The following is a 25792-nucleotide window of genomic DNA, read 5'->3' as shown; positions in this document are numbered from 1 at the left end:
TCAACGGCCCGGAAACCGGGGGTCACGCGGGTTCACGCAGCGTCACATTCGGCCCCAAAAGACGGCAGCTTGTTTCCCGGATTGCCGCCCATGGCGACCGACCGGGGAACAAGCTGCGCCCATGTGACACGTGGCCTAGATCGAGTAGCGCTCGTCCTCGTGGTCGCCGGGGTGGTCGTTGACCAGGCCTGCGGCGAGGGTGTTGCCGTCGAGCGGGTCGATCACGAGGAACGCCCCGGTGCGGCGGTGGTGCAGGTAGTTCTCCAGCGGCAGCGGCGCGGCGAGCCGGAGCTGCGCGTGCCCGATGTCGTTGAGCTCCAGGGTGGTGGTCGGCTCCAGGCCGAAGCTGGCGAGGTCGAGCCTGCCTGTCACGTTCCGCACCAGGGCCTGGACCGTGCGGGTGCCGTGCTTGACCAGGACCTTGGAGCCCTCCCGGAGCGGCTTGGGCGAGAGCCAGCACAGGGCGGCGTAGAGGTCTGCCGATGCCTCGCGCACCGTCCCGGCCGCCGCGATCGTGTCACCGCGGGCGACGTCGAACTCATCGGCCAGGCGCAGCGCCACGGACTGCGGTGCGGCCGCCTCGGCGAGCTCGCGGCCCGCGAAGTCGATCCCGGTGATGGTGGTGGTGCGCGGGGCCTGGCCCGGGGTCAGGATGCTGACCTGGTCCCCCAGTTTCACGGAGCCTTCGGTGATCTGGCCGGCGTAGGCACGGTAGTCGCGGTAGGCCTCAGGATCGAGGCCGCCGGCGATGGCGTCCGGAGCCAGCGCGCCCTGCGGCCGGATCACCAGCTGGACCGGGAAACGGAAGCTTTCGAGGTGGCTTTCGAGTTCGTCGGCGGCCGGCAGCGTCTCCAGGACCTCCAGGAGCGCGGGGCCGTCGTACCACGGGGTCCGCTCCGAGCGGTCCACCACGTTGTCGCCGTCGAGGGCGGAGACGGGGACGACGAAGAGATCGGAGACACCGCCTGCATTTGAATCGTCACGGCCGAGCCCGAGTTCGCGCCCGACCTGCTGGACGTCCGCCTCGATCCCGCGGAACACGTCCTCGCTGAAATCCACAAGGTCGATCTTGTTCACGGCGACGATCACGTGTGCCACGCGCAGCAGCTGCAGCACGGACAGGTGCCGGCGGGTCTGCTCGAGGACACCCTTGCGGGCGTCGATGAGCACGACGACGGCGTCCGCGGTGGACGCGCCGGTCACCGTGTTCTTGGTGTACTGCACGTGCCCGGGGCAGTCCGCGAGAATGAAGCTGCGCCGGTCCGTGGCGAAGTAGCGGTAGGCGACATCGATCGTGATGCCCTGCTCGCGCTCCGCGCGCAGGCCGTCGGTCAGCAGGGCGAGGTCGATCGCCTTTGTGCCGGTGGCCCCTTCACCGCCGAACCCGCGGTCCGCCGAGGTGCGGGCGACGGCGTCGAGCTGGTCGGCGAGGATCGCCTTCGAGTCGTGCAGGAGCCGGCCCACCAGTGTGGACTTGCCGTCGTCGACGGAGCCTGCGGTGGCGAAGCGGAACAGCGTGGTGGGCAGCGCCGCGGCAACGAGGTCCTGGCCCGGGAGAAACGTTTCCGTGCTCATTAGAAATAGCCGTCCTTCTTGCGGTCTTCCATGGCGGCCTCGGAGATGCGGTCATCGGCCCGGGTGGCGCCACGTTCGGTGATGGTCGAGGCGGCAACCTCAATGACTACGTCGCGCACCGTGGCGGCGGCCGATTCCACGGCGCCGGTGCAGGACATGTCGCCGACGGTCCGGTAGCGGACGGTCTTGGTGATGACTTCCTCGTGATCGCGCGGCTGGGAGACCTCGCCGACGGCGCGCCACATGCCGTCGCGGGCGAAGACCTCGCGGTCGTGGGCGTAGTACAGGCCCGGCAGCTCGATGTTCTCGCGCTCGATGTAGCGCCACACGTCCAGTTCGGTCCAGTTGCTGATGGGGAACGCGCGGACGTGCTGGCCCACCGTGTGCCGGCCGTTGTAGAGGTTCCACAGCTCGGGCCGCTGGTTGCGGGGGTCCCACTGGCCGAACTCGTCGCGCAGGCTCAGGATCCGCTCCTTGGCCCGGGCCTTGTCCTCGTCGCGGCGGCCGCCACCGAAGACGGCGTCGAACTTGTTGCGCTGGATCGCGTCCAGCAGCGGTACGGTCTGCAGCGGGTTCCGGGTTCCGTCCGCACGCTCGGCCAGCTCGCCGGAGTCGATGAACTCCTGGACGGAGCCAACAACGAGCTTCAGGCCCAGCCGTTCCACAGTGCGGTCGCGGAAGTCGATGACCTCGGGAAAGTTGTGACCGGTATCCACGTGCAGCACCGGGAAGGGCACTTTGCCGGGCCAGAAGGCCTTCGTGGCCAGATGCAGCATCACCACGGAATCCTTGCCGCCGGAGAAGAGCAGCGCAGGCTTCTCGAACTCGGCGACGACCTCGCGGATGATGTGAATCGCTTCCGATTCCAAAGTGTCCAAAGACGACAGGCGAGCCGGAAAGCTCAGGCGGGCCTCCGCCGTCGGCCCCGATGCCGCCCAGGGAGTGGCATCGGGCCTGTCGGAGCGGGACGCGATGCTGCTTGCAGCATCGCCGTCCCGCGAAGGGGCGGGGGCGGCATCGGGGTCGACGGCCACGAAAGTCTCAACATTGCTCATACGTGTAGTCCGCATTCTGTCTTGTCGGTTCCTGCCCAGCGTCCGGCGCGGGGGTCGTCGCCGGGCGCTACCTTGCGGGTGCAGGGCTGGCAGCCAATGGACGGGTAGCCCTGTGAAAGCAGCGGGTTGACGGGAAGAAGGTTGTCGTCGGAGTACTGCACCAGCTGGTCGAAAGTCCAGGCCGCCACCGGGTTGACCTTGACCAGGCCGTTGGCTTCGTCCCAGGTGACCAGCGGCGTGTTGGTGCGGGTGGGCGCCTCGTCGCGGCGGACTCCGGTGAACCAGAGCTCGTAGCCGGCCAGGGTGCGGCGCAGCGGCGCCACTTTGCGCAGGGCGCAGCACTGCGCGGGGTCGCGGGCGAAGAGGTCCTTGCCCAGGAGCCGGTCCTGCTGCTCCACGGTGTTCTCCGGCAGCACGTCCACGACGTTGACGCGCAGGTTGGCCGCGACCTCGGCGCGCGTCGCGTGCGTCTCCGGGAAGTGGTAGCCGGTCTCCAGGAACAGGACGTCGACGCCGGGGAGCTGGTCCGCGACCAGCGCCGGGAGGACCGCATCCGCCATGGAGCAGGCGACGGCGACAGTCGGCAGCTCGAAATTGCGGGCCACCCAGGCAATGACGTCGCGGGCCGGGGCGTCCCAGCCGAGCTCGGCGGCGCCGGCCTCGGCGAGGGCCTTGAGCTCGTCGTGGGAGCGGAGTGCGACGGTCACTGGAGATCACCCTCTTCCGCGGCGAAGGCCCACTCGGCGAAGCTCTGGCCCTCGGAGCGGTCGGCGACGAACTTGCGGACCACGCGTTCCACGTAGTCGGGCAGTTCCCCGGCCGTGACCTTGAGGCCGCGGACGGTGCGGCCCAGGCCTGCCTCCTCGCGGCTGTCGGACGCGAGCCCGCCGCCGAGGTGGACCTGGAAGCCCGGGGTGGGGTCGCCGTCGGGCGTTGGCAGCATCATGCCTTTGAGGCCGATGTCCGCCGTCTGGATCCGGGCGCAGGAGTTGGGGCAGCCGTTGATGTGCAGGGACAGCGCCTGGGGCAGCTGCTTGCTCTCGGCGAGGTCGGCGAGCCGTCGCTCCAGCTCGGCGACCGCCGTCGCCGCGGTCACCTTCGTTTCCACGATGGCGAGCTTGCAGAACTCGATGCCGGTGCAGGCGATGGTGCCGCGCCGGAACACGGACGGGCGGGCGGACAGGCCCAGCGCGTCGAGCTCGGCCACGAGCGGGTCCACCTCATCCTTGGGCACGTCGAGGACCACGAGCTTCTGGTGCGGGGTGGTGCGCAGGCGCTGCGAGCCGCGGGCCTCCAGGGTGTCCGCGAGCTTGACCAGCTGGCTGCCGGAGAGGCGGCCGGCCAGCGGGGTGGCGCCGATGAAGAACTTGCCGTCCTTTTGTTCGTGCACGCCAATGTGGTCGCCGGGCGTGGAGGGCTTCGGGGCGGCCGGGCCGTCGGCGAGCTTGTAGCCGAGGTATTCGTCTTCGAGGACCTGGCGGAACTTCACCGGCCCCCAGTCGGCCAGCAGGAACTTCAGCCGGGCCTTGGTGCGCATGCGCCGGTAGCCGTAATCGCGGAAGATGCTGGTGACGCCGAGCCACACGTCGGCGGCCTGGTCCGGCCGGACGAAGGCGCCGAGGCGCTTGCCCAGCATGGGGTTGGTGGAGAGCGCGCCGCCCACCCAGAGGTCGTAGCCGATGCCGAGTTCGGGGTGGACCAGGCCCACCAGGGCGACGTCGTTGATCTCGTGCACCACGTCCTGGCTGGGGTGGCCGGTGATGGCGGTCTTGAATTTGCGCGGCAGGTTGGCCAGTTCCGGGTCGCCGATGAACCGCTCGGCGAGTTCCTGGATCAGCGGTGTGGGATCGATGATCTCGTCCTTGGCGATGCCCGCCACCGGGGAGCCGAGGATGACGCGGGGCACGTCGCCGCAGGCTTCCGTGGTGGACAGCCCCACGCCTTCGAGCCGGCGCCAGATTTCGGGCATGTCTTCGACCCGGATCCAGTGCAGCTGGATGTTCTGGCGGTCCGTGAGGTCGGCCGAGTCGCGGGCGAGGTCCACGGAGATCTGGCCGATGACGCGCAGCTGCGCGGTGGTGAGCGCACCGCCGTCGATCCTGACGCGGAGCATGAAGTATTTGTCTTCTAGCTCGTGCGGCTCAAGCGTGGCGGTCTTGCCGCCGTCGATCCCGGGTTTGCGCTGGGTGTAAAGCCCCCACCAGCGGAATCGGCCGTGCAGGTCGGTGCCATCGATCGAGTCGAAGCCGTGCTTGGAGTAGACGGACTCAATACGCTCGCGGACGTTGAGTCCGTTGTCTTCCTGTTTCCAGGTCTCGTTGGCGTTCAGCGGCGTGGTGCCGTCCACTTTCCACTGGCCGTGCGGCTTTGCGGCCGGGCGGGGAGGGCGCTTGGTGCGGCCGGCGGCAGCCTCGTCCGTGGACGCTCCGGCTAGAGCTGTATCAGTCATGCATCGACTGTAGGGGCGGCCGTAATCCCGTCACAAAGGGTCAGAAACGGGGAGTCACCTAGGGCAACATTTCGTCACGAACCGCCGGAAACCCTTGAAGTCGCCCTGCGGCTGTGCATCTGCGCGGACCGTCAGGGCCGGGGCTGCGGGGCCCCGGCCAGCGCCGCGTCGTAGCGTTCCAGGGCAATTTCGGCGAGGACTGGGGAGGGCAGCAGCGGCGCCGTCACCAGGTCCGCGCCGGCCTTGGCCAGCTGGTCATGGAAGAAACCGGGCGCCAGGAGATACGAGGCGATGACGACGCGACCGCCAAGGTCCACCGCTCCGGCCGACTCCCCCGCGCCGGCACCGCCGGCGGCCTCCTCGCGGAGCATGGCGACGGCGTCGGGAACCGAGGGTTTGGCGGAGGCGCCGTAGGCGGCCACGATCCGGTTGGAACGCAGGGCACGGAGCTGGTCCGTGAGTTCCTCGACATTCTGTGCGGCGCTGGGATCGGAGGACCCGGCGGCGGCGAGGACCACGGCGTCGTTGTCCGTTACCCCGGCCTCGCGCAGCCGCGCATCGAGCAGCGCCGCGAGCCGCGGATCCGGCCCCAGCGGCGCCGCGGCCAGGGTGTCCGGCCGGCTCTTCACGGCGCGGGCGATGTCCACCTTGACGTGGTATCCGACGCTGAGCAGCAGCGGAACCACGACGGCGGTTACCCCCGCCGGGAGGCCGGCCACGACGGCCGGCAGGTCCGGGTCCTGCACGTCGACATAGGCCTCGCGGACGTCCAGCCCGGGACGGAGCCCCGCGATGCCGTCCCGGAGCGCGTTGACCTCCGCGGCCCCGTGCGGGCTGGACGTGCCGTGGGCGCAGGCGATCAGGATGGGGGTATTCATAGCCGTTAGCGTAACCTTGGAGCCGCCCTATCCGCCCCTTGCAATCGACCGGGACGCTTCATGACCTTCTCCTTCAGCCTTGTCCTGGTCTGGCTTGACCTCGCCGGCGTGTTCTTCTTTGCGGTCTCCGGCTCATTGCTCGCGGCGCGGAAGCAGTTCGACATCATCGGCTCGCTGCTCCTGGCCTCGGTGGTGAGCCTGGGCGGCGGCGTCATCCGCGACATCATCATCAACGCGGGCCCGCCCGCCGCGTTCACCAACCCGGCGTATCTGGCACCGCCCCTGTTTGCCACGGTGCTGGTGTATTTCCTGTTTTCCAGCGTCCAGCGCTTCACGTCGCTGCTGATCCTGTTCGACGCCGGCGGGCTGGCCCTGTTCTGCATCACCGGCACACTGAAGGCCCTGGCCGCCGGGATGAATCCTGTGGCCGCCGTCCTGCTGGGTGTCACGACGGCGGTGGGTGGCGGCCTGCTGCGGGATATCACCGCCAACGAGGTCCCGCAGCTCTTCGACCCCAGGGATCTGTACGCGCTGCCGGCGTTCGCCGGGTCGGCGTCGACCGTGATCCTGTCCCTCACGGGGACCTTCACCGCGGTGAGCGCCTGCGCCGTCGCCGGGGTGGTCTTCGCCTTCCGGGTCACGGCCTGGCGGCGCCACTGGTACGTTCCGCTGGCGGTCCGCGGCTGGCACCGGCTGGGCCTGGACACCGCGGAAAACGACCGCTGAGGATTAGCTAGGATAAGACCATGACTGACATGTTCCTCGAGAAATTCCGCGCGCTTGTCCCGAAGTATCTCGAAGACGAATGGCAGGAAGAAGATGGCCTCCCGGCCGAGGAGCTCGACGCCGCCCTCGCCGAACACCAGTTCCAGGTCCCGATGGTCCTGCGCGAGTTCTACCTGGCAGTCGGCGGCTGCGAGGACATCATGGAGGCCTACCACTACTTCTGGGACCCCGAAGAGCTCGAAGTCGATGACGAGGGCTTCCTCATGTTCCTCGAGGACGAGGAAGAGCAGTTCACCTGGGGCTTCCGCGTCGGGGACCTCAGCATCCCGGATCCCATCGTGTACCGCCGCAACAACGCCCGCGGCCAGTGGAAGAGCGAGGAAGGGACCTTCTCCGAGTTCGTCTTCGACATGTTCGAGTGGGCCTTCAACGACGAGGACGAAGACTAGGCTCCACGGCCTCCCCTGGGGCCGGGCCCGGCGGTCCGGGGGCACTTTGACACGGACCCGCCGTCGTCGGGTCCGGTGATCCCCTGCTGAGGCGCCAATGTAGCCCCGGACGGCAGCCGCGACCTGCCCATCACGGCCGGAAGGCCCCACTGCGCCGCAACTCCAGCACCGCCAGAACCTCCGCAACCATCCGCTCCGGGTGATGGACGACGTCGTCGTACCCGAACCTGAGCACAAGGTAACCACCGATGAGGCTTGCGTTGTTCCGCCGCCGGTCCTTCTTGACTTGCAGCGGCTCCAGGTGCGAGGCACCGTCGGTCTCCACGACGATGCAGTCCTCAACAAGGAAGTCCACCTCCCCTACCCCGGGAATCTCCACATGCCGGCGCACGTGCAGCCCGGCCCTGCGGAACGCGGTGTTGGCGAGAACTTCCAGCGGCGAATCGGCCCGCGGAATGACAAGGTCCAGCACCGATCTGGCGCGGCCGTTGCGGTTACCCTCGAGTTTGCTGCGGAGGAAGGCCAGGGTGATGTCCCCCCGGCCCACCGCACACTGGACTATGACAAGGGCCTCCAATTCAGGCAGACAGTGGAGTGCATGGATCAGGACGTCGGCGAGTCCGGCCACGGGCAGCCACGGGTGCCGGAGGTGCCTGCAGCGGCCATGGGCCACAGTGCCGGGCGGTGCCGACCGGTGCCCAAGACACAAATGCATGGAGTGGGCCGGAGCCAAGGTCCACAAGCCGTAGCACGGAGCGGCCGACACGCACGTCAGCAACCCCTTCAGTTCGCGCGCCGCCCGGTAGGCGCCGGAATCCTGCGGAAGCCCATAGTGCCCGCGGCGGATCCGCACTATGGTGCCCAGGGACACGGCCGTGGCAAGCCGGTGGCGGCTGAATCCGGCCCGGCCAAGGTCCGCCGTGGCGGCCGTTCCGCCCCGTGAAGCAAGATAAGTGGCAACGTCCATTCCGCCAATGTGCCCTGCCGGGGATACTTAGGGACCGGCCCGGCTGCGCCATGTGGAAAACCTCAGCCCGGACATCCACACCCGCCGTGGGGCACTTTGACTCCAACACGCCGAGAAACCAGCCTGGAAGCAGACCGCAGCGCTGCAAAGTGGCCCCGCTGGGCCGCAGTCACGCGAGCGGCCGCCTCATGTGCCCCGCCTCCGCCAAGCCGCCGACGAAACCTGTGACAATCAAATTACAAAACCGCTAGACAGCATTACAAAGTTGTCATATGCTCTTTCTTGGGTTCACCAAATGCCTCCGGTGGATCTGATGCGAACGGAGAAATGGCCCCGGTTCGGCACAACGGAAGACTCGGACGTTGTGAGGAACCGGGGCCATTCCGTTTAAGCCGGAAGCCAGGTTAATCGTCAGGCTGCACCCAGCCGGAAGAACCGGCCGGGGAGTGACTCCGGCCCGGCTGTACCGCCGGGCCCGGCCTAGCTGGTGTGGCCGGAGGCGGGCCCAGCGGCTGGAGGCCGGGGACCTAGCTGCTGCGGTCCACTACGGCGTGGGCGAAGCTGGTCAGCGAGGCCTTTACGACGCCTTCGGGCAGCGGGGCAAGGGCGGCAATGGCCTCATCGGCCCAGGTGCGTGCCACCACCCAGGACTGTGCAGTGACGGGGTGCTCCCGGAGTCCGGCCACGGCGGCGGCCAGGGCCTCATCCGAGCTGAGGTCACCGTCTATCAGAGTCAGCAGTTCGACGGCGGCCTGGTCGCCGTCGCGGGCCGCGTTGCGCAGCAGCAGCACGGGCAGGGTGGGCACGCCTTCGCGCAGGTCGGTTCCCGGCGACTTGCCGGACTTGACCTTGATCCCGGTGACGTCGATGACGTCGTCGGCGAGCTGGAAGGCAACGCCCACCTTCTCGCCGTACTCGACCAGGATCGGCTCGTAGGCTTCGTCGGCGCCGGAGAAGATCGCACCCAGCTGCCCGGAGGCGGCCACGAGCGAGCCGGTCTTGTCCGCGATGACAGAGAGGTAGTGCGCCAAGGGGTCCTCGTCCGGGCGCGGTCCCACGGTCTCGTGCAGCTGGCCCAGGCAGAGCCGTTCAAAGGTGCGGGCCTGGATGCCAAGCGCCCGGGACCCGAGCTCCGAGACCAGGATGGAGGCGCGCGCAAAGATGAGGTCGCCGGTCAGGACCGCGACGGAGTTGCCCCAGACCTCGTGGGCCGTCGGCGCCCCCCGGCGGAACGGCGCGGAGTCCATGACGTCGTCGTGGTAGAGGGTGGCGAGGTGCGTCAGTTCGACGACGACGGCGGCCTGCACCACTGCGGGCAGGGAGGCGTCGCCAAGGTGGGCGCACAGCAGGGTCAGCAGCGGGCGGATCCGCTTGCCGCCGGCTTCCACGAGGTGGCGCGACGTTGCGTCAGCCAGGGGATCGGAGTTGGCAATGGCTTCGCGCAGCCTCTTCTCGACGCGCGCCAGGTTGGTGGTGAGCGCCGGGCCCAGCTCGGGGTCACCCGCGATGGCCGAGAAGCCTGCCGGCAGTTGGAGGCCGGTGGCGATCGCGGTGGTGTTGAGGCTGGGTTCAGCGCTCGGCAGGCCGTGTCCGGCGTGCGTCCAGCTTTGGTCTGCAGAGTTGGTCACGGGTTAACCCTAACTTTTTGTTGCGGAAACCGCGGAGTTGGCGCCGGAGTGCGGAACGCTGTCCGTGGTGGACGCGGCCTTGTTGGACGTTGCCTGATTGGACGTGGCGGGAACCAGGGATTCCAGGACCCGGATGACCCGGTCCTCGAAGCCCTTGGCGGCGGGATCGGTGAGGTTGGCCAGCATCCGCACCACGAAACGCATGAGCACGGGGACAGGCATACCGGTCCGGAGGGCCAGTTTCATGACGGCCGGCTTGCCGATCAGGGCGGCGAACGCCCGTCCCAGTGTGAAGTGTGAGCCCCACTGCTGGCGCACGTAGTCGGCGTACCGGGCAAGGTGCGCGTCGGCGGCCCTGGAAGCCTCCGTCCCGGTCCCCCAGCCGGCGGACGCCGACCGGGCAGCCGCGTCGGCGATGAATTCGGCCGCGAAGCGGGCGGACTCCATGGCGTAGGAGATGCCCTCGCCGTTGAACGGGGAGACCATGCCGCCGGCGTCGCCGAGGAGCAGCAGGCCCGGAGAATAGTGCGGGGTGCGGTTGAAGCCCATCGGCAGCGCGGCGCCACGGATTTCGCCCACCTGGTTGTCCGGGGTGAAGCCCCAGTCGGCGGGCATGCCGGCGGTCCATTCGCGCAGCACCTGTTTGTAGTCCAGCTTGCCGAAGTCCTTCGAGGAGTTCAGGATGCCCAGGCCCACGTTGGAGGTGCCGTCGCCGACGCCGAACACCCAGCCGTAGCCGGGCAGGAGCTTGCCGTCGCGGCCGGGAAGCTCGAGCCAGCCTTCCATCCAGTCGTCGTCGTGCCGCGGCGAGGTGAAGTAGGTCCGCACAGCCACGCCGAGCGGCCGGTCGTCGCGCTTGCCGATGCCCAGCGAGACGGCGGTGCGCGTCGAATTTCCGTCGGCGGCGAGGACGACGTCGGCGCTGAAGTCGCGCGTCTCGCCGGTCTTGCGCCCGGAGTTGTCCAGCAGCGCTGCGCGCACGCCGGTGACCCGGCCATCCTCGGAGCGCAGCGCCTCGGTGACGCTGTGGCGTTCCAGCACGACGGCGCCCGCGGACTGGGCATGCCGGGCGAGCTGTTCGTCGAAGCCGAGCCGGGTCCGGATCAGCCCGTACTGCGGGAAGTCGGCAACCTCCGGCCAGGGCAGTTCGATCGTGCGGCCGCCGGCGATCAGGCGCAGGCCCCTGTTCCGCCGCCAGCCGTCGGCTTCGGGGTGGGCGAGGCCCAGCTTCTGGATCTCGCGGACCGCGCGCGGGGTGAGTCCGTCGCCGCAGACCTTCTCGCGGGGAAAGCTGGTTTTCTCCAGCACCGTGACGTCAATGCCGGCTTTGGCAAGGTAGTAGGCGGCGGTGGATCCGGCCGGGCCCGCCCCGACGATCAGTACATTCACAGCAGGGATCGGCTACCGGCCGGGCCGGGTGATGTTGCGGCGCAGCTTGGCCACGGGTCCGGTGTGGGCGGCCAGCGCCGCAGCGCCTGCGGCAGGGCCGGTTGAGGGGTCTGCCGGCTTCTGGGCCCGGTGCACGGCGACGATGCCGCCGCTGAGGTTGCGGTAGGTGACGGATTCCCAGCCGGCCTCCTGCAGCCAGGCCGCAAGGTGGTCCTGGTCCGGCCAGGCGCGGATGGACTCGGCGAGGTAGACGTAGGCGTCGGGGTTGGAGGAGGCCTTGACGGCGATGGCCGGCAGGGCCCGCATGAGGTATTCGGTGTACATGGTGCGCCACAGCGGCACCACTGGCTGGGAGAACTCCGCGATGACCAGCCGGCCGCCGGGCTTGGTGACCCGCAGCATCTCGGCCAGGGCCTTCTTCGGCTCGTTGACGTTGCGCAGGCCAAAGGAGATCGTGCTGGCGTCGAAGGTGTTGTCCGCGAACGGCAGGCGGGTGGCATCCCCGGCGATGAAGTCGATGTCCGGGCGGCGGCGCTTGCCGACCTTGAGCATGCCGAGGGAGAAATCGCAGGCGATGACGTTGATGCCCGCGTCGGCGTACGGCTCGCTGGAGGTGCCGGTGCCGGCGGCGAGGTCCAGGACGTGCTGGCCGGCCGATACGCCCATCGCCTCCACCACCACCTTGCGCCAACGCCGCGTCTGCCCCAAGGACAGGACATCGTTGACGACGTCGTATTTGGGGGCGACGTCGTCAAACATCGTGGCTACTTCGTCCGGACGCTTATCCAAGGATGCTCGGTTCACCCTGACATTGTCTCAAATGATCGGCGCTCCCACGAACGGGCCGCCAATTGACGCGGCTTTCACCTGCGGCAACGGCCGCGGCGGCCCCGCACAGGCCCGGCCGGCCCGTGTATATCCACCCAATGGGCGATCACGGGCTAGTGTTATGCCATCATGACGAGCACGTTCCGCACCTTGACAGTCCCCCTCGATGCCGAAACTTTCCCCGGGGGCCTGCCGTCGTTTCTGGTCCGGGACGATGTCCTCTGCTGGACCCGCCGCGAGGCCGGTCTCGTGGGCTTCGGCGAGATAGCCCGTTTCACTGCCACCGGACCCGAGCGGTTCCTGGAAGCGGACATCTGGTGGCGCCACCAGGTCCTGGAGGCAGACATCCAGGACAGTGTGGGCTGCCCCGGCACCGGCCCGGTCGCCTTCGGCTCCTTCGCCTTCTCCAAGGCCTCCGCCCATGAGTCCCGGCTGCTGGTCCCGGAAATCGTTGTCGGGCTCCGTGACGGCCAGGCATGGCTGACCCAGCTCACGTTCGACGACGGCGACCTCACCGAATCCGGTGCCCGCGCCGCCCTGGACCGCTGGCTTCACAGCACCAGCACCAATCCCGGCTCAAATCCCCGAGCCAGCGCCAATCCCGGGACCAGCGTGACCGTGGTGGATGACCGGGTGCAGGCACCCGCGCAGGCCGGTGGCGCCGTCGTACGTCCTTTGCCATTGGCCGCAGGGGCAACGTTGCACACCGGCTCGCTCAGCGAGGAAGACTGGATGGCCGCCGTTGCCGCCGGCGTCGCGGAGATCCGGACCGGCGCCCTGGAAAAGCTGGTGCTGGCGCGGGACGTCGTGGCCACCGTCCCCACCGGCGTCAAGGCCGCCGAGGTGCTGCGCGAACTGTCGGCCCGGTACCGCGAATGCTGGACGTATGGGGTGGACGGGCTGGTGGGGGCCACTCCGGAAATGCTGATCCAGGTGGAGGGCCGCACCGCGCAGGCGCGCGTCCTGGCCGGCACCCTGGACCGCCGCGACGCCGATGGCATGGCGGGCTCGCCGCTGGAATTCGCCGAACGGGTGCTGGCCGGCTCCGAGAAGCAACGGCACGAACACGACATCGCAATCCAGTCCCTGACCACGCAGCTGGCCCCGTTTTCCGAGGCCATGAACGCGCACAGCGAGCCCTTCATCCTCGAACTGCCCAATGTGTGGCATCTGGCCTCGGACGTCAAGGCTGAGCTGGCTGAGGTGGAAGGCCACGTCCCCACGTGCCTGGCCCTGATCAACGCGCTGCATCCGACCGCCGCCGTCTGCGGTACCCCCACCACCGTGGCCGGGGCGCTCATCCGCAAGCTCGAGCACCTGGACCGCGGCCCGTACGCCGGGCCGGTCGGCTGGCTCGACGCGGCCGGCAACGGCGAGTGGGGCATCGCCCTGCGTGGCGCCGTCATCGAATCCCCGCACACGGTCCGGCTCTATGCGGGCTGCGGCGTGGTGGACGGCTCGGTTCCCGAGACTGAGCTCGCCGAGACGTGGGCGAAGTTCCGGCCGATGCTGGAGTCGCTCGGCATCAGCAACTAGTGTGCGGGGCTCGCGAGGCCCAAGATGCGGGTGGGGCCCGTGACGCCGGCCGGGCCGGCGAATCGGCCGTCGGACTTGCACCGCAGGAACTGGCGAAACGGACAGGAATCCGGGATCACAGACAGATCGGGCATTAAAGATATTGCATTCGGGTCTGGTTTAGTTATCCAATAGTGAAACTTAGTTTTCTGTGACGTACATCTCTTGTTCGGCGATACACTATAAATCGGCCTCGTTACGCATCCCTCCGGCAACAAAAGGTAAGAAAATGCAGATCTCCCCTTCGCTCCTGAGCAACCCCGCAATGAAGGTCGCCACGGTGCTCGCCGTCGGCGCATTGGCCTTGACGGCCTGCACGAACGCCTCCGAGACCGGCCCCTCCGGCGCGGCTTCCGCTTCGGGCAGCGCCGCGGCCAGCTTTGACCCCAGCACGGTCCAGAAGGACGATGCCCTGGCGGCCATGTTGCCCGAGTCGATCAAGTCAAAGGGCACCCTGACCGTGGGCTCGGATACCTCCTACGCCCCCGCGGAATTCCTCGGCACCGACGGCCAGACCCCCGTGGGCTACGACGTCGACATCGCCAAGGCGATCGGCGCGGCGCTGGGCCTGAAGGTCCAGGTCCAGACGGCCGAATTCACCGGCATCCTTCCGGCTCTCGGCCCGAAGTACGACCTCGGGGTCTCTTCCTTCACGATCAACCCGGAGCGGCTTGCCGCGGTGAACATGGTCAGCTACTACCAGGCAGGTACCGGCTGGGCCGTTCAGAAGGGCAACCCCAAGAAGATCTCCCTCGATGACCTCTGCGGCAAGTCCATCGGCGTGCAGACCGGCACCATCCAGGAAGATCCGGACCTCTCGGACCGCAACAAGAAGTGCACCGCCGAGGGCAAGCAGCCCATTAACATCGTGACCCTCAAGACCCAGACGGACATCACCACCCGACTGGTCAACGGCAGCATCGATGCCATGGCCGCCGACTCCCCCATCATCGGCTACGCACTGACCCAGACCAACGGCCAGCTCGAGAAGCTCGGCGAAGTCTACGATTCTGCTCCCCAGGGCATCGCCGTCGCCAAGTCGGACACGGCCCTGGCGGACGTCGTCCAGAAGACCATGACCAAACTGATGGAAGACGGTTCCTACAAGAAGATCCTTGAGGGCTGGGGCGTCACCGACGGCGCCATCACCAAGTCCGAGGTCAACCCGGCGGTCGCGTCTTGAGCCTCCCCACAACCGGATCCGCAGCAGGGGCAGAGATGGACAGCCATCAGGACCCTCACGCCGCACCGGTACTGAACAATGCAGTACCGGTACGGCACCCCGGCCGCTGGATCAGCGCCATCATCATCGTCGGCTTCCTGCTTGCCTTCCTGCAGAGCCTGTTCACGAACCCCAACTTCCGCTGGGACGTCGTCGGCACCTACATCCTGGACACCAAGGTGGTCCAGGGCGTCGTCTGGACCCTGTTCCTGACATTTGCGTCCATGGTCCTGGCCATCGTCCTGGCCATCCTCCTGGCGTTCATGCGGCAGTCCGACAACCCGGTGTTCCGCTGGTCCAGCTGGACCTGGGTCTGGTTCTTCCGCGGCACCCCGATCTACACCCAGCTGCTGTTCTGGGGGCTCGCCACGGTTCTCTATCCGACGATCGTCCTCGGCATCCCGTTTGGTCCTGCAACCTTCACCTGGGTGACCTCGGACCCCACCCACGGCCTGATCCCGGCCATCCTGGGCCTGGGCCTGAATGAGTCCGCGTATCTCGCAGAGATTTTCCGGGCCGGCCTGAAGTCCGTGGACCAGGGCCAAAGTGAGGCTGCCGAGGCCCTGGGCATGACGAAGGGCAAGATCATGCGGCGGATCATCCTGCCGCAGGCCATGCGCGTCATCGTGCCGCCCACCGGCAACGAGACAATCGGCATGCTGAAGACCACGTCGCTGGTCCTGGCGGTGCCGTTCACACTGGACCTGACCTTCGCGACGAACGCCCTGGCCAACCGGATTTACCTTCCCATTCCGCTCCTGATTGTCGCCGCATTCTGGTACCTCGTCATCACCAGCATCCTGATGGTGGGCCAGCACTTCATTGAGGCGCACTACGGCAAGGGCGTGGACAACCGGGTTCCGGCAGCGATCAACCCCGCCGCCGCCAAGGCGTCCGCAGCCGTGGCCCCCAGCGCCGGGGCCGAGCCGGACCTCAAGATGGACTTCCCCGAGGAGGAGGCGAAATGACGATCACCACAGAGCAGCCCCTGGTCAAGATCGAGGGCCTTCACAAGTACTACGGCACACACCACGTGCTGCGCGGCATCGACCTGACCGTCAACCAGGGCGAGGTGTCGGTTGTGATCGGCCCGTCCGGTTCGGGCAAGTCCACCATGCTGCGCTGCGTGAACCTGCTGGAGACCATCAGTGCCGGGCGCATTTCGGTGGGCGGCGACCTGATCGGCTACCGCGAGGTCAAAGGCAGGCTCCATGACCTGAAGACCAAGGAAATCGCCGCCCAGCGCCGCGAGATCGGCATGGTCTTCCAGCGCTTCAACCTGTTCCCGCACAAAACGGCGCTGGCGAACATCATGGAAGCTCCGGTACAGGTCAAGGGCCAGTCAAAGGCCGTGGCGCGCAAACGCGCCCTGGAACTGCTGGACCGGGTGGGGCTCGGCGACCGCGCCGGCCACTACCCCTCCCAGCTCTCCGGCGGCCAGCAGCAGCGCGTTGCGATTGCCCGGGCCCTGGCCATGGACCCCGAGCTCATGCTGTTCGATGAGCCCACGTCCGCGCTTGACCCCGAGCTCGTGGGCGATGTCCTGAACGTGATGAAGGACCTCGCCAAGTCGGGCATGACCATGATTGTGGTGACCCACGAGATCGGCTTTGCCCGGGAGGTCGGCGACCGCCTGACCTTCATGGACGGCGGCATCGTCGTGGAGTCGGGCGACCCACGGGAGGTCCTGGCCAATCCCCAGCACCCCCGCACCAAGGAGTTCCTCAGCCGCGTGCTGTAATTCCGGCATTCCGCACCGATTTCGGACAGCCGCTACGTGGATCCACGTGGCGGCTGTCCCTTTTCGTCGCGGAAACGTGCGCTACGTCTGCGGGAGGCCCTCCACGGCCGTGGCCACCGCGGCCCGGATGGCGCGGTGCAGTTCCCCGAGCCGGTGCCGGTCCGTGCGCACCTCGATGATGCTGCGGCCCTCCGGCGGTCCGGACAGCGCCTCGGCGAGTTCCGCCGTCGTGCCGACCAGGCGGTGCGGGACGCCGTATGCCGCGGCCAGCGCGGCGAGGTCCACCCGCTGCGGGGTGGCGAAGAGGCGTTCGACGGCGTCGCCGTAGCGCCCCGCCGCGGCGACGGTGCCGTGCTCCAGGAGCCCGAAGATGGCACCGCCGGCGTCATTGAGCACCACGATCCGCAGCTGCGGTTCGGCCTCGCCGGCGCCGAGCAGGAGTCCCCCGGCGTCGTGCAGGAACGTCACGTCCCCCATGAGCACGGTGGTTTCCTGGCCGCCGCCAAGCGCGATCCCGGTGGCGGTGGACGTGGTGCCGTCGATCCCGGCCAGGCCCCGGTTGGCGAACATTGTGGCCTGGGGTTCCGCGGGCGGCGCCCCGGCGAGGTCGACGTCGCGGATCCCGTTCGAGGAGCCCAGGACCAGCTGCCCGCGGGCATGTTTCCAGACTTCGGCGCCCACCGACGGACCGGTCGCGGCCGGGGATGCGGCCAGGATCAGGTCCACGGCATGCTGCGCGGCAGCTCCGGCCAGCAGCCAGGCATCGAGCCAGGCGGCAGATCCGCGGCCGGCGAAGTCCGCCAGGTCCGCCAGGGTTTCCAGCGGCAGTTCGGTGCGGCGGCCGGGTTCGTACCAGGCCACCGGAACCGGCTGGTACAGGGCCGACGGGACATCGGCCCGCTCCAGCAGCGCGCTCACCGGCCGGGAAAGCGTCGGCCGGCCGAAGAGGACCACGCGTTCGATCGGCTGTGCCGCGTCCGCGCCGAAGTGCTCGATCAGCAGCCGGTAGGGGCCCACCGCGTTGGGGCCGAAGCGGGCGTTGGAAGACGGCTCGGCCAGCAGCGGCAGGCGGTGCGCGCGGGCGAAAGCCTCGGCGACCGGGCCGGCGTCGTGCCCGGCCAGCACCACGGTGCGCCGTTCCGGCAGCGCCGTCGACGCGGCCGGAAAGTCCAGGGCCAGGGGGTTCCGGGCGGCCCGGTAGATGCCGCCTCCGGCGGCCGCGGGCAGCCCGTCGCCCACGGCCGGGACCAGTGGGTCGCGGAAGGCGAGGTTCAGCTGCACCGGCCCGGGCGGGGCGTCCTCGAAAGCTCCGGTGGCGGCACTGAGGGCCGTTTCGACGGCGCGCTGCGGATCGCTGCCCGCGGGCACGTCGACGGCGAAGCGGACGTGGTCGCCAAAGAGGTCCAGCTGCACGGTGGTCTGGTTGGCGCCGGTCCCCCGCAGCTCCTCGGGCCGGTCGGCGGAGATGACCACGAGCGGCACCGCGGCATGGTTGGCCTCCATGACGGCCGGGAGGAGGTTGCCGACGGCGGTCCCGGACGTGGTCAGGACGGCGGCGGGCGCACCGGCGGACAGGGCCAGGCCCAGGGCGGTGAAGCCGGCGGACCTTTCGTCGATCCGGACCAGCAGCTCCACCCGTCCGGCGGCTTCGGCCTCGGCCAGGGCGTAGGCCATGGGCGCCGAGCGCGATCCCGGGGACACCACCACCTGGCGCACACCGGCGGCGAGCAACGTGTCGACGGCGATGCGTGCAGCCTCCACCGCGGTCAGGCCGCCAGGAGCGGATGAGCCGGCAGCGGAATCCGCCGGACTCACATGTTCTCCGGCGTTTCGATGCCCAGCAGTTCCAGGCCGCCGGAGAGGCGGCGCAGAGCCAGCGCGCACAGGGCCAGCCGCGAGTCCCGGACGGATTCCTCGGCCTTGAGCACCGGGCACTGGTCGTAGAACGTGGTGAAGAGCTGTGCGAGCTCAAAGAGGTAGCCGCAGAGCCGGTGCGGCTCCAGCGCGTCCCGCACCTTGTTCAGCGTTGCGTCGAACTCCAGCAGGTGCAGGGCCAGCGCGCGTTCTGCGGGTTCGACGACAGCGATCGCCGTGGCGGGGCCGCCGGATGCTTCGGCTGCCGGAGTGCCGGCCGCCGGAGTTCCCGCGGCGCCGGCTGACGGCGAGCCGCCGTCGTCGGTGATTTCTTCCAGTACCCCGGCTTTGCGCAGGATGGAGCGGATCCGCGCCGCTGCGTACTGCACGTAGGGTCCGGTGTTGCCGCTGAGGGCGAGCATGCGGTCGAAGTCGAAGACATACTCGGTGTCGTGGCCGGTGGAGAGGTCGGCGTACTTGACGGCGCCGATGCCCACCTGGCGGGCGGTCACGGCGCGCTCCGCCTCGCTGAGCTCGGGCCGGCTCGCGTCGATGACGGCGCGGGCACGGTCCACGGCCTCTTCGAGCAGGGCCATGAGCTTCACCGGTGCGCCGGAACGGGATTTGAGGATCTTTCCGTCCTCGCCGAGCACGTTGCCGATCTGCACGTGCACGGCCTCGACCGTCTCCGGAAGCCAGCCGGCGTCCCGGGCACTGGCCATGACCATGCGCAGGTGGACGTTCTGCGGGGCGCCCACGACGTAGAGGATCCGGTTGGCCGCCAGGTCGCGGACCCGGTAGCGGATGGTGGCGAGGTCCGTGGTGCCGTAGCCGTAGCCGCCGTCGGACTTGCGGATAATCAGCGGCAGCGGCTGCCCGTCGCGGCCGGTAAATCCTGCGGGGAAGGTGCACAGGGCGCCGTCGCTGATCCGGGCCAGGCCGCGTTCCTCGAGTTCCTGGCACAGCTGTGCCAGATGCGCGTCGTAGGAGCTTTCTCCGGCGATGTGGTCATCGGTAAGGCTGATGCCGAGGGTGGAGTAGATGGCGTTGAAGTAGCGCTTGGACTGGGCGACCAGCCGCTGCCAGACGGCGAAGGTCTCCTGGTCGCCGCCCTGCAGGGCAACGACGCGGAGCCGGGCCCGGGTGGCGAAGCCGTCCTCGTCGGTGGCGGAGGCATCGAACTTGGCCCGGGCGGCCTGGTAGAACGCGCTGGGGTCCTCCACCAGCAGCGCCGCCTCCGGGGAGTCCTCGCCGATCTCCAGCCAGTGTTCGATCAGCATCCCGAACGGGGTGCCCCAGTCACCGATATGGTTCTGCCGGATCACGGTGTCGCCGAGGGCTTCGAGCACCTTGACGAGGCTGTCCCCCACCACGGTGGTGCGCAGGTGGCCGACGTGCATTTCCTTGGCGACATTCGGGGAGGAATAGTCGACGACGACGCGCTGCGGTGTCGCGGCGGGCGTGACGGCCGTGGCCGGGGACGCGGCCTGGACCGACTCCGCATTGAGCAGCTCCTCGATCCAGGTGCCGTCAAAGCTCAGGTTGATGAAGCCGGGCCCCGAGATTTCCACACTGGTGCAGATGCCGTCCAGGTTCAGGGCGTCCACGATCCGGGCGGCGGCGTCCCGCGGCGGCAGACCGGCCTTTTTGGCCAGGGCCATGGCGGCGTTGATCTGGATGTCGGCGAACTGGGAGGGCCTGACCACCGGATCCGTCTGCCGGAACTCTTCGCCAAACGCGGTGGCAATTGCAGCCTGGACTCTGGGGACAACCAATTCGGCCGGATTATTCACAGTCCCAAATTATCAGTTCGGCAAAAACCCGACGCTCCCTCACGTCCCGCGCCAAAAACCCGACGCTCCCTCACGTCCCGCCGCCAAAAACCCGGCGCTCCCTCACCTCCTGCCGCCAAAAACCCGACGCTCCCTCACCTCCCGCCGCCAAAATAAGGGAAGTGAGGGAGCGTGGGAAGGAAACCTGCCAAACGTGAGGGAGCGTGGCGGGAGGAAGCTAGCCGCCGGTGCGGAACACCTGGACCACGGACGGACGCGGGGCGCGCACCTGGCCGGGCTTCGGTGTGGAGCCGGCCGCGACGTAGTCCGGGAAGTACGAGTGCTGTTCGGCGAAGGTGCCTTCCTCGCCCGGGTGCTGGACGGCAACGAAGACGGTGCGCTCGTCGTCGTGGATGACCGGGCCGCAGGTTTCGGCGTCGCGCGGGACGGCGAGGAACTGCTCCACCTTCCCGCGTTCGGCACCGTCCAGGGTCACCTTGAAGAGCCCGTCGGCGTAGCCGATGCTGGAGGGCGCACCGTCGGTGGAGATCCAGAGGTTACCCACGGAGTCGAAGGCCACGTTGTCCGGGCAGGAGATCGGTGAGACCTGGTTCGCGGGGAACCCGGCGAAGTAGGTGGCGGAGTTCTTGGCCGGATCGCCGCAGACCATCAGCAGGTTCCAGCCAAACGTTGTGGAGCTCTGGTCACCGGTCTCGGTGATTTCGACGATGTGGCCGTCGCGGTTGAGGGTACGGGGGTTGACCTCGGTGGCACCTTCCTTGCCGGGCTTGCCGCGGTCCGCGTTGTTGGTGCAGACCACATAGACCTTGCCGGTGTGCGGGCTGGGCTGGACGTCCTCGCAGCGGTCCATCTTGGTGGGGCCCACCTTGTCGGCGGCGAGGCGGGTGTACACCAGTACCTCTTCCACGGACATCCCGGCCACCTTGGACTGTCCGCCCACCACGAGGGGCAGCCAAACACCGGCGCCGTCGAAGGCGCCGTCGGCCGGAAGCTTGCCCGCTCCGTCGAACCCGTCGGCCGGGGAATTGCCGGTGAACTTCGCGACGTACAGGTCGCCTTCCGAGAGCAGCGTGAGGTTGTTCCTGCGGTCCTCCGCCGTCTTTCCGGGCCGGTACGTGCCGGCCGAAACGAACTTGTACAGGTAGTCGAAGCGCTCGTCGTCGCCCATGTAGGCCACCACGTGACCGGACTTGGCGACGATCACGTTGGCGCCCTCGTGCTTGAAGCGGCCCATCGCGGAGTGCTTGCGGGGCGTGGAGGAGGGATCGAAGGGATCCACTTCCACGATCCAGCCGAAGCGGTTGGCCTCGTTCTGATATCCGGGGTTGCGGGTGTCGAAGCGCGGGTCATCGAGTTCCCACTGGCGGGCGGTGGGCTTGCTGGTCAGGCCGTAGCGCTTGTCGGCGTCGGAGGTTCCGGGCGCGGCGAAGTAGCCGTTGAAGTTTTCCTCGCCGGAGAGGATCGTGCCCCACGGGGTGGTGCCGCCGGAGCAGTTGCCCAGGGTGCCCTGGATGGCCCGGCCGGAGGGATCGGCGGCGGTCTTCAGCAGCGGGGACCCGGCGGCGGGGCCGTCGAGCTCGTAGATGGTGTCGGTCAGGAAACGGCGGTTCAGCCCGGCGCCCCGGACGTAGCTCCAGGGCTTGTTCTTGTTCGCACGCTCCAACTCGACCACGGTGAGGCCGTGGGCCGCACGGCCGATCGCGCGGGCCTCGGCGGCGTCGAATCCGGCCGGCAGCATGATGGACTCGTTGGTGTATTCATGGTTGGTGAAGAGCACGGCCCGGCGGTCCTTGGAGCCATCGATCGGCAGGATGTCGGTGTAGTCGTTGTTGTAGCCGAACTGGCGGGTCTGCGCCGCCGCGCTCTGGTGGTCCAGGTCGAAGGCCGGCGAGTCGTTGAAGAGCGGGTCGCCCCAGCGGATGACCGGCTGCCAGATGAACCCGGCCGGGACGGTCAGCTTGTCCACGCTGGCGTCCACCGGAGCGATGGCGGTGAACTGCAGCTTGGATTTTCCAAATCCGTCCTTGGCCGCGGCGGCGAGGCCCGGGCCGCCGTCGGCCACTGCCGTATCGGCGGACGTCACGGCGTTGCCGAGGACGACGGCGAGCGCGCCGGCGGCGCCGAAGCCCAGCGCGGCGCGGCGGGACATGGTGGCGGAGGCGATGTCCCGGAAGTAGCTGTTGGTGCTGGTGTTGCAGACCTCGCCCGAGCAGGCGTTGTCACACTTCAGCGCGCAGGTGACGGGGCTTCGCTTGCCTTTGGTGTGGCCAAGCACGGGGAGCAGGGAAAACGTGCGTCCGGAGGAGACAGACATGGAGAGACCTTCCATGGGGTGAGTTGCGGTCGCGCCCACCCTTCCAGCCGCTGACGACGCGGGCCCGTCTCCCGGGTTAAGGTCCGGTGAACTCCCCGGACAGCTCCGCGTCTACTCCGGCGTGCTCGCGGCGGCAAGCAGCCGCTGCCCGATTCCTTCAAGGAAGCTGGCGACGTCGGAAATGCTGTCTTCGCGCGATCCCTCGAGGACTGCCGCGGCGGCTTCAGCGAAGTGCTCCGTGGCCCACTGCATCGCGTGGGTCCCGGCCGGGCTCAGGTGCAAGAGCACACTGCGCCGGTCCGTGGGGTTGGGCTTGCGGATCATGAAGCCCTTGGATTCCAGGCGGTCCACCATGGCGGTCACGGATCCGGTGGTGATATTCAGCAGATTGCCGAGGGCCTTCGGGGTCATGCCGTCGACCTCGCCCACAAAAGCCATCGCGTTGATGTCGATGGTGCCGATGCCCAGCTTCTCGGCCAGCCGGATTCTGAGGGCGTACGTTCCGACGTCAACGCGCCGCAGGCCCTGAGTGATGCGCAGCAGCGCGTCTTTGTCCCCCGGTGACCCCTCAGCGTGGTCTGACATGTCCAGCTCCTTGTTTCTGTGCCCAGCTCTCTGCGGCCAACCCATCATAGGCGCCCTGCTTCAAACCGTGCTGCGGATCGAACCTCAATCCGTTTCCTGATCTACTTTACTCTCAAGCTAATTACCTTGAAAACCCCTAGAAGCAGGGGGTGCAGCCCCCGTAAAACTAGAGGGAAAAACTTTTTGCTTGATTTTCAAGTCAATCGTGTGTAGGTTTACTTCTGCAGGCTCCGCTCAGGGAGCCGGCGCTAGGTCTCATACGGGGCAGGGGCCCCACCTCATCACCAGGAGCACGTCATGGCAAAGATTTCAGCACGCACGGCCACTTGGGCCAAATGGGCAGTTGTCCCGGCAGCACTCCTGGTGAGCGGCGTCGCCGTCTCCCAGGCCTCCTACTCGGCCTTCAGCGCCAAAGTAGAGAGCTCCTCCAGCAACTGGACGGCGGGAACCGTCGCACTCGACGGCAACGTCTCGAGCGGGGCCGGCGCAAACGCCTCGACCGCAATGTTTACCGCAACAGGCCTGAAGCCCGGCTCGACCGGCGCCAAGTGCATCACGGTGACCTCCAGCGGCTCTCTGGCCTCCACCGTGAAGCTCTACGCCACGACGGCGAGCACCACCAAGGACCTCAGCTCCAACATCGACCTGACCATCACCGAGGGCACCGGCGCAGACAGCACCTGCGGCGACTTCAAGGTTTTGGCCCCCGCAACAACGCCATACACCGGCACTCTCATGGCCTTCGGCACTGACAAGACCGGCTTCGCGACGGGCTGGGGCTCCTGGGCCCCGACCGGCACTGCCACGGAAACCCGCACGTACAAGATCACGTACACGGTCAAATCAACTGCACCGAACACCACCATGGGTGGCACCGCCTCCATGGGCTTCACCTGGGAAGCACAGAACAGCTAAGCCGATGCCCGGACCGAGCCGACTGCCCGCGACGTCCGGGCACCGTGATGCCCGGACGCCCCGCGGAAACGTCGGAGGGACCCCGGACAGCAACACGACCCACAGGCCGGGTCTCCGGCGAACCGGGGTGCACCCACGGTTCCGCCGTGACCACGGCGCCGCAGCAACCACTTCCGGTACCCACCGGGCCGCGGAAGCTGCCGGAACCGCCGTGGAACTTCACGACGGCGGCCCGGAGCTCGCTGGCGTAGGAGCCGTCCGGCTGGCCGTGTCCCTCGTGGCACGGGCAGTCTTGTTCGCCCTCCTCGGGATGCTGGCGTGGGCCTTGCTCCCCTTCGCTCTGGGATGGCAACCAACCACCGTGATGACCGGTTCCATGGAGCCCCGGATCTCTGCCGGCGATGTGGTTATCGCCCGGCCAATCCCCACCGGAACGGCCTCACTGGGCCACATCCTGCTGGTAGATGACCCGGATCATGCCAACAAGCTGCGCCTGCACCGCTATGTAGAGGACGCCCCCGGCGGCAACCTCATCCTGCGCGGCGATGCGAACTCGGCCAACGATTCGTCCCCGGTCACGCCGGAGGCAGTTCACGGCGTGGCTGTACTTCGCGTCCCCTATGTGGGACTTCCTGTTGTGTGGCTGGCCGAAAAGAACTGGGGCAATCTCGCCGCGGTGTTCGTCGCGGTTTCAGCCCTGACCCTTGCCGCGGCCTCCGGTTCCAGCGCAGCTTCCCGCGGCGCCCAGGACTCTGCCAAGACCCAGGACCCCGCCAAGACGGGAACGACGCGCGGCCCGCAGCCGTCGCCACGGGCCGACACCGCCCACACCGCTCGCCCCGCCCTCCGGCGGCGTGCCCGGGCAACGACGCGGAGGGCCCGGGCCATCCGCGCCTTGCTGTGCTTGGCCGCGCTTCCCATCCTGGTGGCCCCTGAGCTGTTGATGGCTGCGCCGGCACATGCAGCCTTCTCGGCCGCCGCCCCCACCCCGGCCAGCAGCTTTGCGGCACTGAGCAGCTACCCTTGCCTGTCCCCCACGGTGCAGGACAACCCGTCCGTGTTTTATGCGTTTAACGAGGCTGCCGGGACTGTGGCCGAGGACGCATCCGGAAACGGTAGGAACGGCACCTTGCGCGGTGCCACCGCACGCGTCTCCGGATCCTGCGCCGCTGGCCAAAGTCCGGCCCTGACCCTTAGCGACGCCGCCGGGTACGTCAGCACCCCCCAACTCATCAGCGCTCCGGATACCTTCACCGTGGAAATCTGGTTCAAAGCCATGCCGGGGTCCACCGGCGGACGGCTTCTAGGATTCGGGGACGCCCGGACCGGAGAGTCCACGCTCTCAGACCGCCACCTATACATGACGGATACCGGCGGAATCAGCTTCGGCGCGGCTACCCGCAACGGCAACAGCGAGCAGTACAAAGCCACCGCCATCACAAGTCCGGCCGCATATACCGACGGCCAATGGCATCTGGCCACGGCCACCATGACTCCTGCCGGGTCGGTCCTGTACGTGGACGGTGTGCAGGTAGCTGCCAACAAGGGCCTCGTTGCAGAGCGCGCCTACAGCGGTTACTGGCGCGTCGGCTACGACAGCATGGATTTCGACAAGAACAGGGACTGGCCCGGAGCCGCCACCAGCTCGTTCTTCGCCGGCAGCGTCGACAACGCGGCGGTCTACCCCACGGCCCTCACCGCAGCCCAGGTCCAGGCGCACTTCAACGCCGGCCGCTGAGGCCGCCGACGCCGAACCCGCCTGAGTGCACGCGGCTGAGGCCGCTGACGCCGTACCCGCCTGAGTGCACGCCGCTGAGGCCGCTGACGCCGAACCCGCCTGAGTACACCG

General features: G+C 68.2%; 21 protein-coding genes. 8 read left to right on the top strand and 13 right to left on the bottom strand.

The features are described from left to right. Positions 1-135: 135 nt before the first annotated feature. The 5 genes from AC1DN2_RS16715 to AC1DN2_RS16695 form a co-directional block, all read right to left on the bottom strand. Positions 136-1575: a sulfate adenylyltransferase subunit 1 gene (locus tag AC1DN2_RS16715; protein WP_476851233.1), complete on the bottom strand. Its 1440-nt coding sequence runs from the start codon at positions 1573-1575 to the stop codon at positions 136-138. Beyond that, a complete protein-coding gene (gene cysD, locus AC1DN2_RS16710) occupies positions 1575-2630 on the bottom strand; it encodes a sulfate adenylyltransferase subunit CysD (RefSeq protein ID WP_476851232.1) in 1056 nt (351 codons plus the stop codon). The genes AC1DN2_RS16715 and cysD overlap by 1 nt, the downstream gene beginning before the upstream one ends. Continuing rightward, positions 2627-3337, bottom strand: coding sequence for a phosphoadenylyl-sulfate reductase (locus AC1DN2_RS16705; RefSeq protein ID WP_476851231.1), 711 nt, complete (start codon positions 3335-3337; stop codon positions 2627-2629). The genes cysD and AC1DN2_RS16705 overlap by 4 nt, the downstream gene beginning before the upstream one ends. Next, positions 3334-5079 carry a nitrite/sulfite reductase gene (locus AC1DN2_RS16700; protein ID WP_476851230.1) on the bottom strand — a complete coding sequence of 582 codons (1746 nt, stop codon included), beginning with the start codon at positions 5077-5079 and terminating at the stop codon, positions 3334-3336. The genes AC1DN2_RS16705 and AC1DN2_RS16700 overlap by 4 nt, the downstream gene beginning before the upstream one ends. A gap of 131 nt (positions 5080-5210) precedes the next feature. Further along, a complete protein-coding gene (locus AC1DN2_RS16695) occupies positions 5211-5957 on the bottom strand; it encodes a sirohydrochlorin chelatase (protein WP_476851229.1) in 747 nt (248 codons plus the stop codon). A gap of 60 nt (positions 5958-6017) precedes the next feature. Between AC1DN2_RS16695 and AC1DN2_RS16690 the strand changes: the two genes are divergently transcribed. Together AC1DN2_RS16690 and AC1DN2_RS16685 are read left to right on the top strand one after the other, a co-directional pair. Continuing rightward, positions 6018-6683 carry a trimeric intracellular cation channel family protein gene (locus AC1DN2_RS16690; RefSeq protein WP_476851228.1) on the top strand — a complete coding sequence of 222 codons (666 nt, stop codon included), beginning with the start codon at positions 6018-6020 and terminating at the stop codon, positions 6681-6683. Between the two features lie 20 nt (positions 6684-6703). Continuing rightward, positions 6704-7132, top strand: a complete 429-nt coding sequence (locus AC1DN2_RS16685; protein ID WP_243181967.1) for a hypothetical protein — start codon at positions 6704-6706, stop codon at positions 7130-7132. Positions 7133-7262: 130 nt separating this feature from the next. Here the strand turns inward: AC1DN2_RS16685 and AC1DN2_RS16680 are convergent, their stop codons facing one another. The 4 genes from AC1DN2_RS16680 to AC1DN2_RS16665 form a co-directional block, all read right to left on the bottom strand. Beyond that, positions 7263-8099 (bottom strand): DUF559 domain-containing protein, encoded by an 837-nt coding sequence (locus AC1DN2_RS16680; RefSeq protein ID WP_476851227.1) that lies wholly within the window; start codon positions 8097-8099, stop codon positions 7263-7265. 527 nt (positions 8100-8626) lie between these two features. Then, entirely contained in the window at positions 8627-9727 is a 1101-nt protein-coding gene (locus tag AC1DN2_RS16675; RefSeq protein ID WP_476851226.1) for a polyprenyl synthetase family protein, read from the bottom strand. A gap of 9 nt (positions 9728-9736) precedes the next feature. After that, positions 9737-11116, bottom strand: coding sequence for a geranylgeranyl reductase family protein (locus tag AC1DN2_RS16670; protein WP_476851225.1), 1380 nt, complete (start codon positions 11114-11116; stop codon positions 9737-9739). 12 nt (positions 11117-11128) lie between these two features. After that, the gene (locus AC1DN2_RS16665; RefSeq protein ID WP_084476083.1) at positions 11129-11920 is read right to left on the bottom strand and encodes a demethylmenaquinone methyltransferase; all 792 of its coding nucleotides are present in this window, start codon (positions 11918-11920) and stop codon (positions 11129-11131) included. Positions 11921-12073: 153 nt separating this feature from the next. Between AC1DN2_RS16665 and AC1DN2_RS16660 the strand changes: the two genes are divergently transcribed. From AC1DN2_RS16660 to AC1DN2_RS16645, 4 genes are all read left to right on the top strand, one after another. Continuing rightward, positions 12074-13480, top strand: coding sequence for an isochorismate synthase (locus AC1DN2_RS16660; protein ID WP_476851224.1), 1407 nt, complete (start codon positions 12074-12076; stop codon positions 13478-13480). 268 nt (positions 13481-13748) lie between these two features. After that, on the top strand, positions 13749-14702 hold the full coding sequence (locus AC1DN2_RS16655) for an ABC transporter substrate-binding protein (RefSeq protein ID WP_476851223.1): 954 nt from the start codon (positions 13749-13751) through the stop codon (positions 14700-14702). A gap of 35 nt (positions 14703-14737) precedes the next feature. Further along, complete coding sequence (locus AC1DN2_RS16650) at positions 14738-15709, top strand: amino acid ABC transporter permease (RefSeq protein WP_476851222.1); 972 nt, start codon at positions 14738-14740, stop codon at positions 15707-15709. After that, on the top strand, positions 15706-16482 hold the full coding sequence (locus tag AC1DN2_RS16645) for an amino acid ABC transporter ATP-binding protein (protein WP_476851221.1): 777 nt from the start codon (positions 15706-15708) through the stop codon (positions 16480-16482). The genes AC1DN2_RS16650 and AC1DN2_RS16645 overlap by 4 nt, the downstream gene beginning before the upstream one ends. A gap of 81 nt (positions 16483-16563) precedes the next feature. On the opposite strand, the gene menD is transcribed toward AC1DN2_RS16645, so the two are convergent. The 4 genes from menD to AC1DN2_RS16625 all read right to left on the bottom strand — a co-directional run bounded on the left by menD (position 16564) and on the right by AC1DN2_RS16625 (position 23028). Continuing rightward, positions 16564-18297 carry a 2-succinyl-5-enolpyruvyl-6-hydroxy-3-cyclohexene-1-carboxylic-acid synthase gene (gene menD, locus AC1DN2_RS16640; protein ID WP_476851220.1) on the bottom strand — a complete coding sequence of 578 codons (1734 nt, stop codon included), beginning with the start codon at positions 18295-18297 and terminating at the stop codon, positions 16564-16566. Then, positions 18294-20129, bottom strand: coding sequence for an arginine--tRNA ligase (gene argS / locus AC1DN2_RS16635; RefSeq protein WP_476851219.1), 1836 nt, complete (start codon positions 20127-20129; stop codon positions 18294-18296). The genes menD and argS overlap by 4 nt, the downstream gene beginning before the upstream one ends. A gap of 217 nt (positions 20130-20346) precedes the next feature. Next, on the bottom strand, positions 20347-22443 hold the full coding sequence (locus tag AC1DN2_RS16630; RefSeq protein WP_476851218.1) for a PhoX family protein: 2097 nt from the start codon (positions 22441-22443) through the stop codon (positions 20347-20349). Positions 22444-22554: 111 nt separating this feature from the next. Then, positions 22555-23028 carry a MarR family winged helix-turn-helix transcriptional regulator gene (locus AC1DN2_RS16625; RefSeq protein WP_476851217.1) on the bottom strand — a complete coding sequence of 158 codons (474 nt, stop codon included), beginning with the start codon at positions 23026-23028 and terminating at the stop codon, positions 22555-22557. Between the two features lie 297 nt (positions 23029-23325). On the opposite strand from AC1DN2_RS16625, the gene AC1DN2_RS16620 reads away from it, so the two are divergent. Both AC1DN2_RS16620 and AC1DN2_RS16615 read left to right on the top strand, forming a co-directional pair. Next, positions 23326-23943 (top strand): hypothetical protein, encoded by a 618-nt coding sequence (locus tag AC1DN2_RS16620; protein ID WP_476851216.1) that lies wholly within the window; start codon positions 23326-23328, stop codon positions 23941-23943. Between the two features lie 211 nt (positions 23944-24154). Beyond that, complete coding sequence (locus AC1DN2_RS16615) at positions 24155-25681, top strand: LamG-like jellyroll fold domain-containing protein (protein WP_476851215.1); 1527 nt, start codon at positions 24155-24157, stop codon at positions 25679-25681. Positions 25682-25792: the final 111 nt, after the last annotated feature.

It is taken from the genome of Arthrobacter sp. 01L42, assembly GCF_056400005.1.
The sequence above is the reverse complement of the archived record's forward strand: the minus strand, read 5'-3'. Positions and strand labels throughout refer to the sequence as shown.

What these genes read in the sequence shown, in the direction of transcription:
- AC1DN2_RS16715 (WP_476851233.1), bottom strand. Translation starts at nt 1,575, where the DNA reads ATGAGCACGGAAACGTTTCTCCCGGGCCAGGACCTCGTTGCCGCGGCG.
- cysD (WP_476851232.1), bottom strand. Translation starts at nt 2,630, where the DNA reads ATGAGCAATGTTGAGACTTTCGTGGCCGTCGACCCCGATGCCGCCCCC.
- AC1DN2_RS16700 (WP_476851230.1), bottom strand. Translation starts at nt 5,079, where the DNA reads ATGACTGATACAGCTCTAGCCGGAGCGTCCACGGACGAGGCTGCCGCC.
- AC1DN2_RS16695 (WP_476851229.1), bottom strand. Translation starts at nt 5,957, where the DNA reads ATGAATACCCCCATCCTGATCGCCTGCGCCCACGGCACGTCCAGCCCG.
- AC1DN2_RS16690 (WP_476851228.1), top strand. Translation starts at nt 6,018, where the DNA reads ATGACCTTCTCCTTCAGCCTTGTCCTGGTCTGGCTTGACCTCGCCGGC.
- AC1DN2_RS16685 (WP_243181967.1), top strand. Translation starts at nt 6,704, where the DNA reads ATGACTGACATGTTCCTCGAGAAATTCCGCGCGCTTGTCCCGAAGTAT.
- AC1DN2_RS16680 (WP_476851227.1), bottom strand. Translation starts at nt 8,099, where the DNA reads ATGGACGTTGCCACTTATCTTGCTTCACGGGGCGGAACGGCCGCCACG.
- AC1DN2_RS16660 (WP_476851224.1), top strand. Translation starts at nt 12,074, where the DNA reads ATGACGAGCACGTTCCGCACCTTGACAGTCCCCCTCGATGCCGAAACT.
- AC1DN2_RS16655 (WP_476851223.1), top strand. Translation starts at nt 13,749, where the DNA reads ATGCAGATCTCCCCTTCGCTCCTGAGCAACCCCGCAATGAAGGTCGCC.
- AC1DN2_RS16650 (WP_476851222.1), top strand. Translation starts at nt 14,738, where the DNA reads ATGGACAGCCATCAGGACCCTCACGCCGCACCGGTACTGAACAATGCA.
- AC1DN2_RS16645 (WP_476851221.1), top strand. Translation starts at nt 15,706, where the DNA reads ATGACGATCACCACAGAGCAGCCCCTGGTCAAGATCGAGGGCCTTCAC.
- AC1DN2_RS16630 (WP_476851218.1), bottom strand. Translation starts at nt 22,443, where the DNA reads ATGTCTGTCTCCTCCGGACGCACGTTTTCCCTGCTCCCCGTGCTTGGC.
- AC1DN2_RS16625 (WP_476851217.1), bottom strand. Translation starts at nt 23,028, where the DNA reads ATGTCAGACCACGCTGAGGGGTCACCGGGGGACAAAGACGCGCTGCTG.
- AC1DN2_RS16620 (WP_476851216.1), top strand. Translation starts at nt 23,326, where the DNA reads ATGGCAAAGATTTCAGCACGCACGGCCACTTGGGCCAAATGGGCAGTT.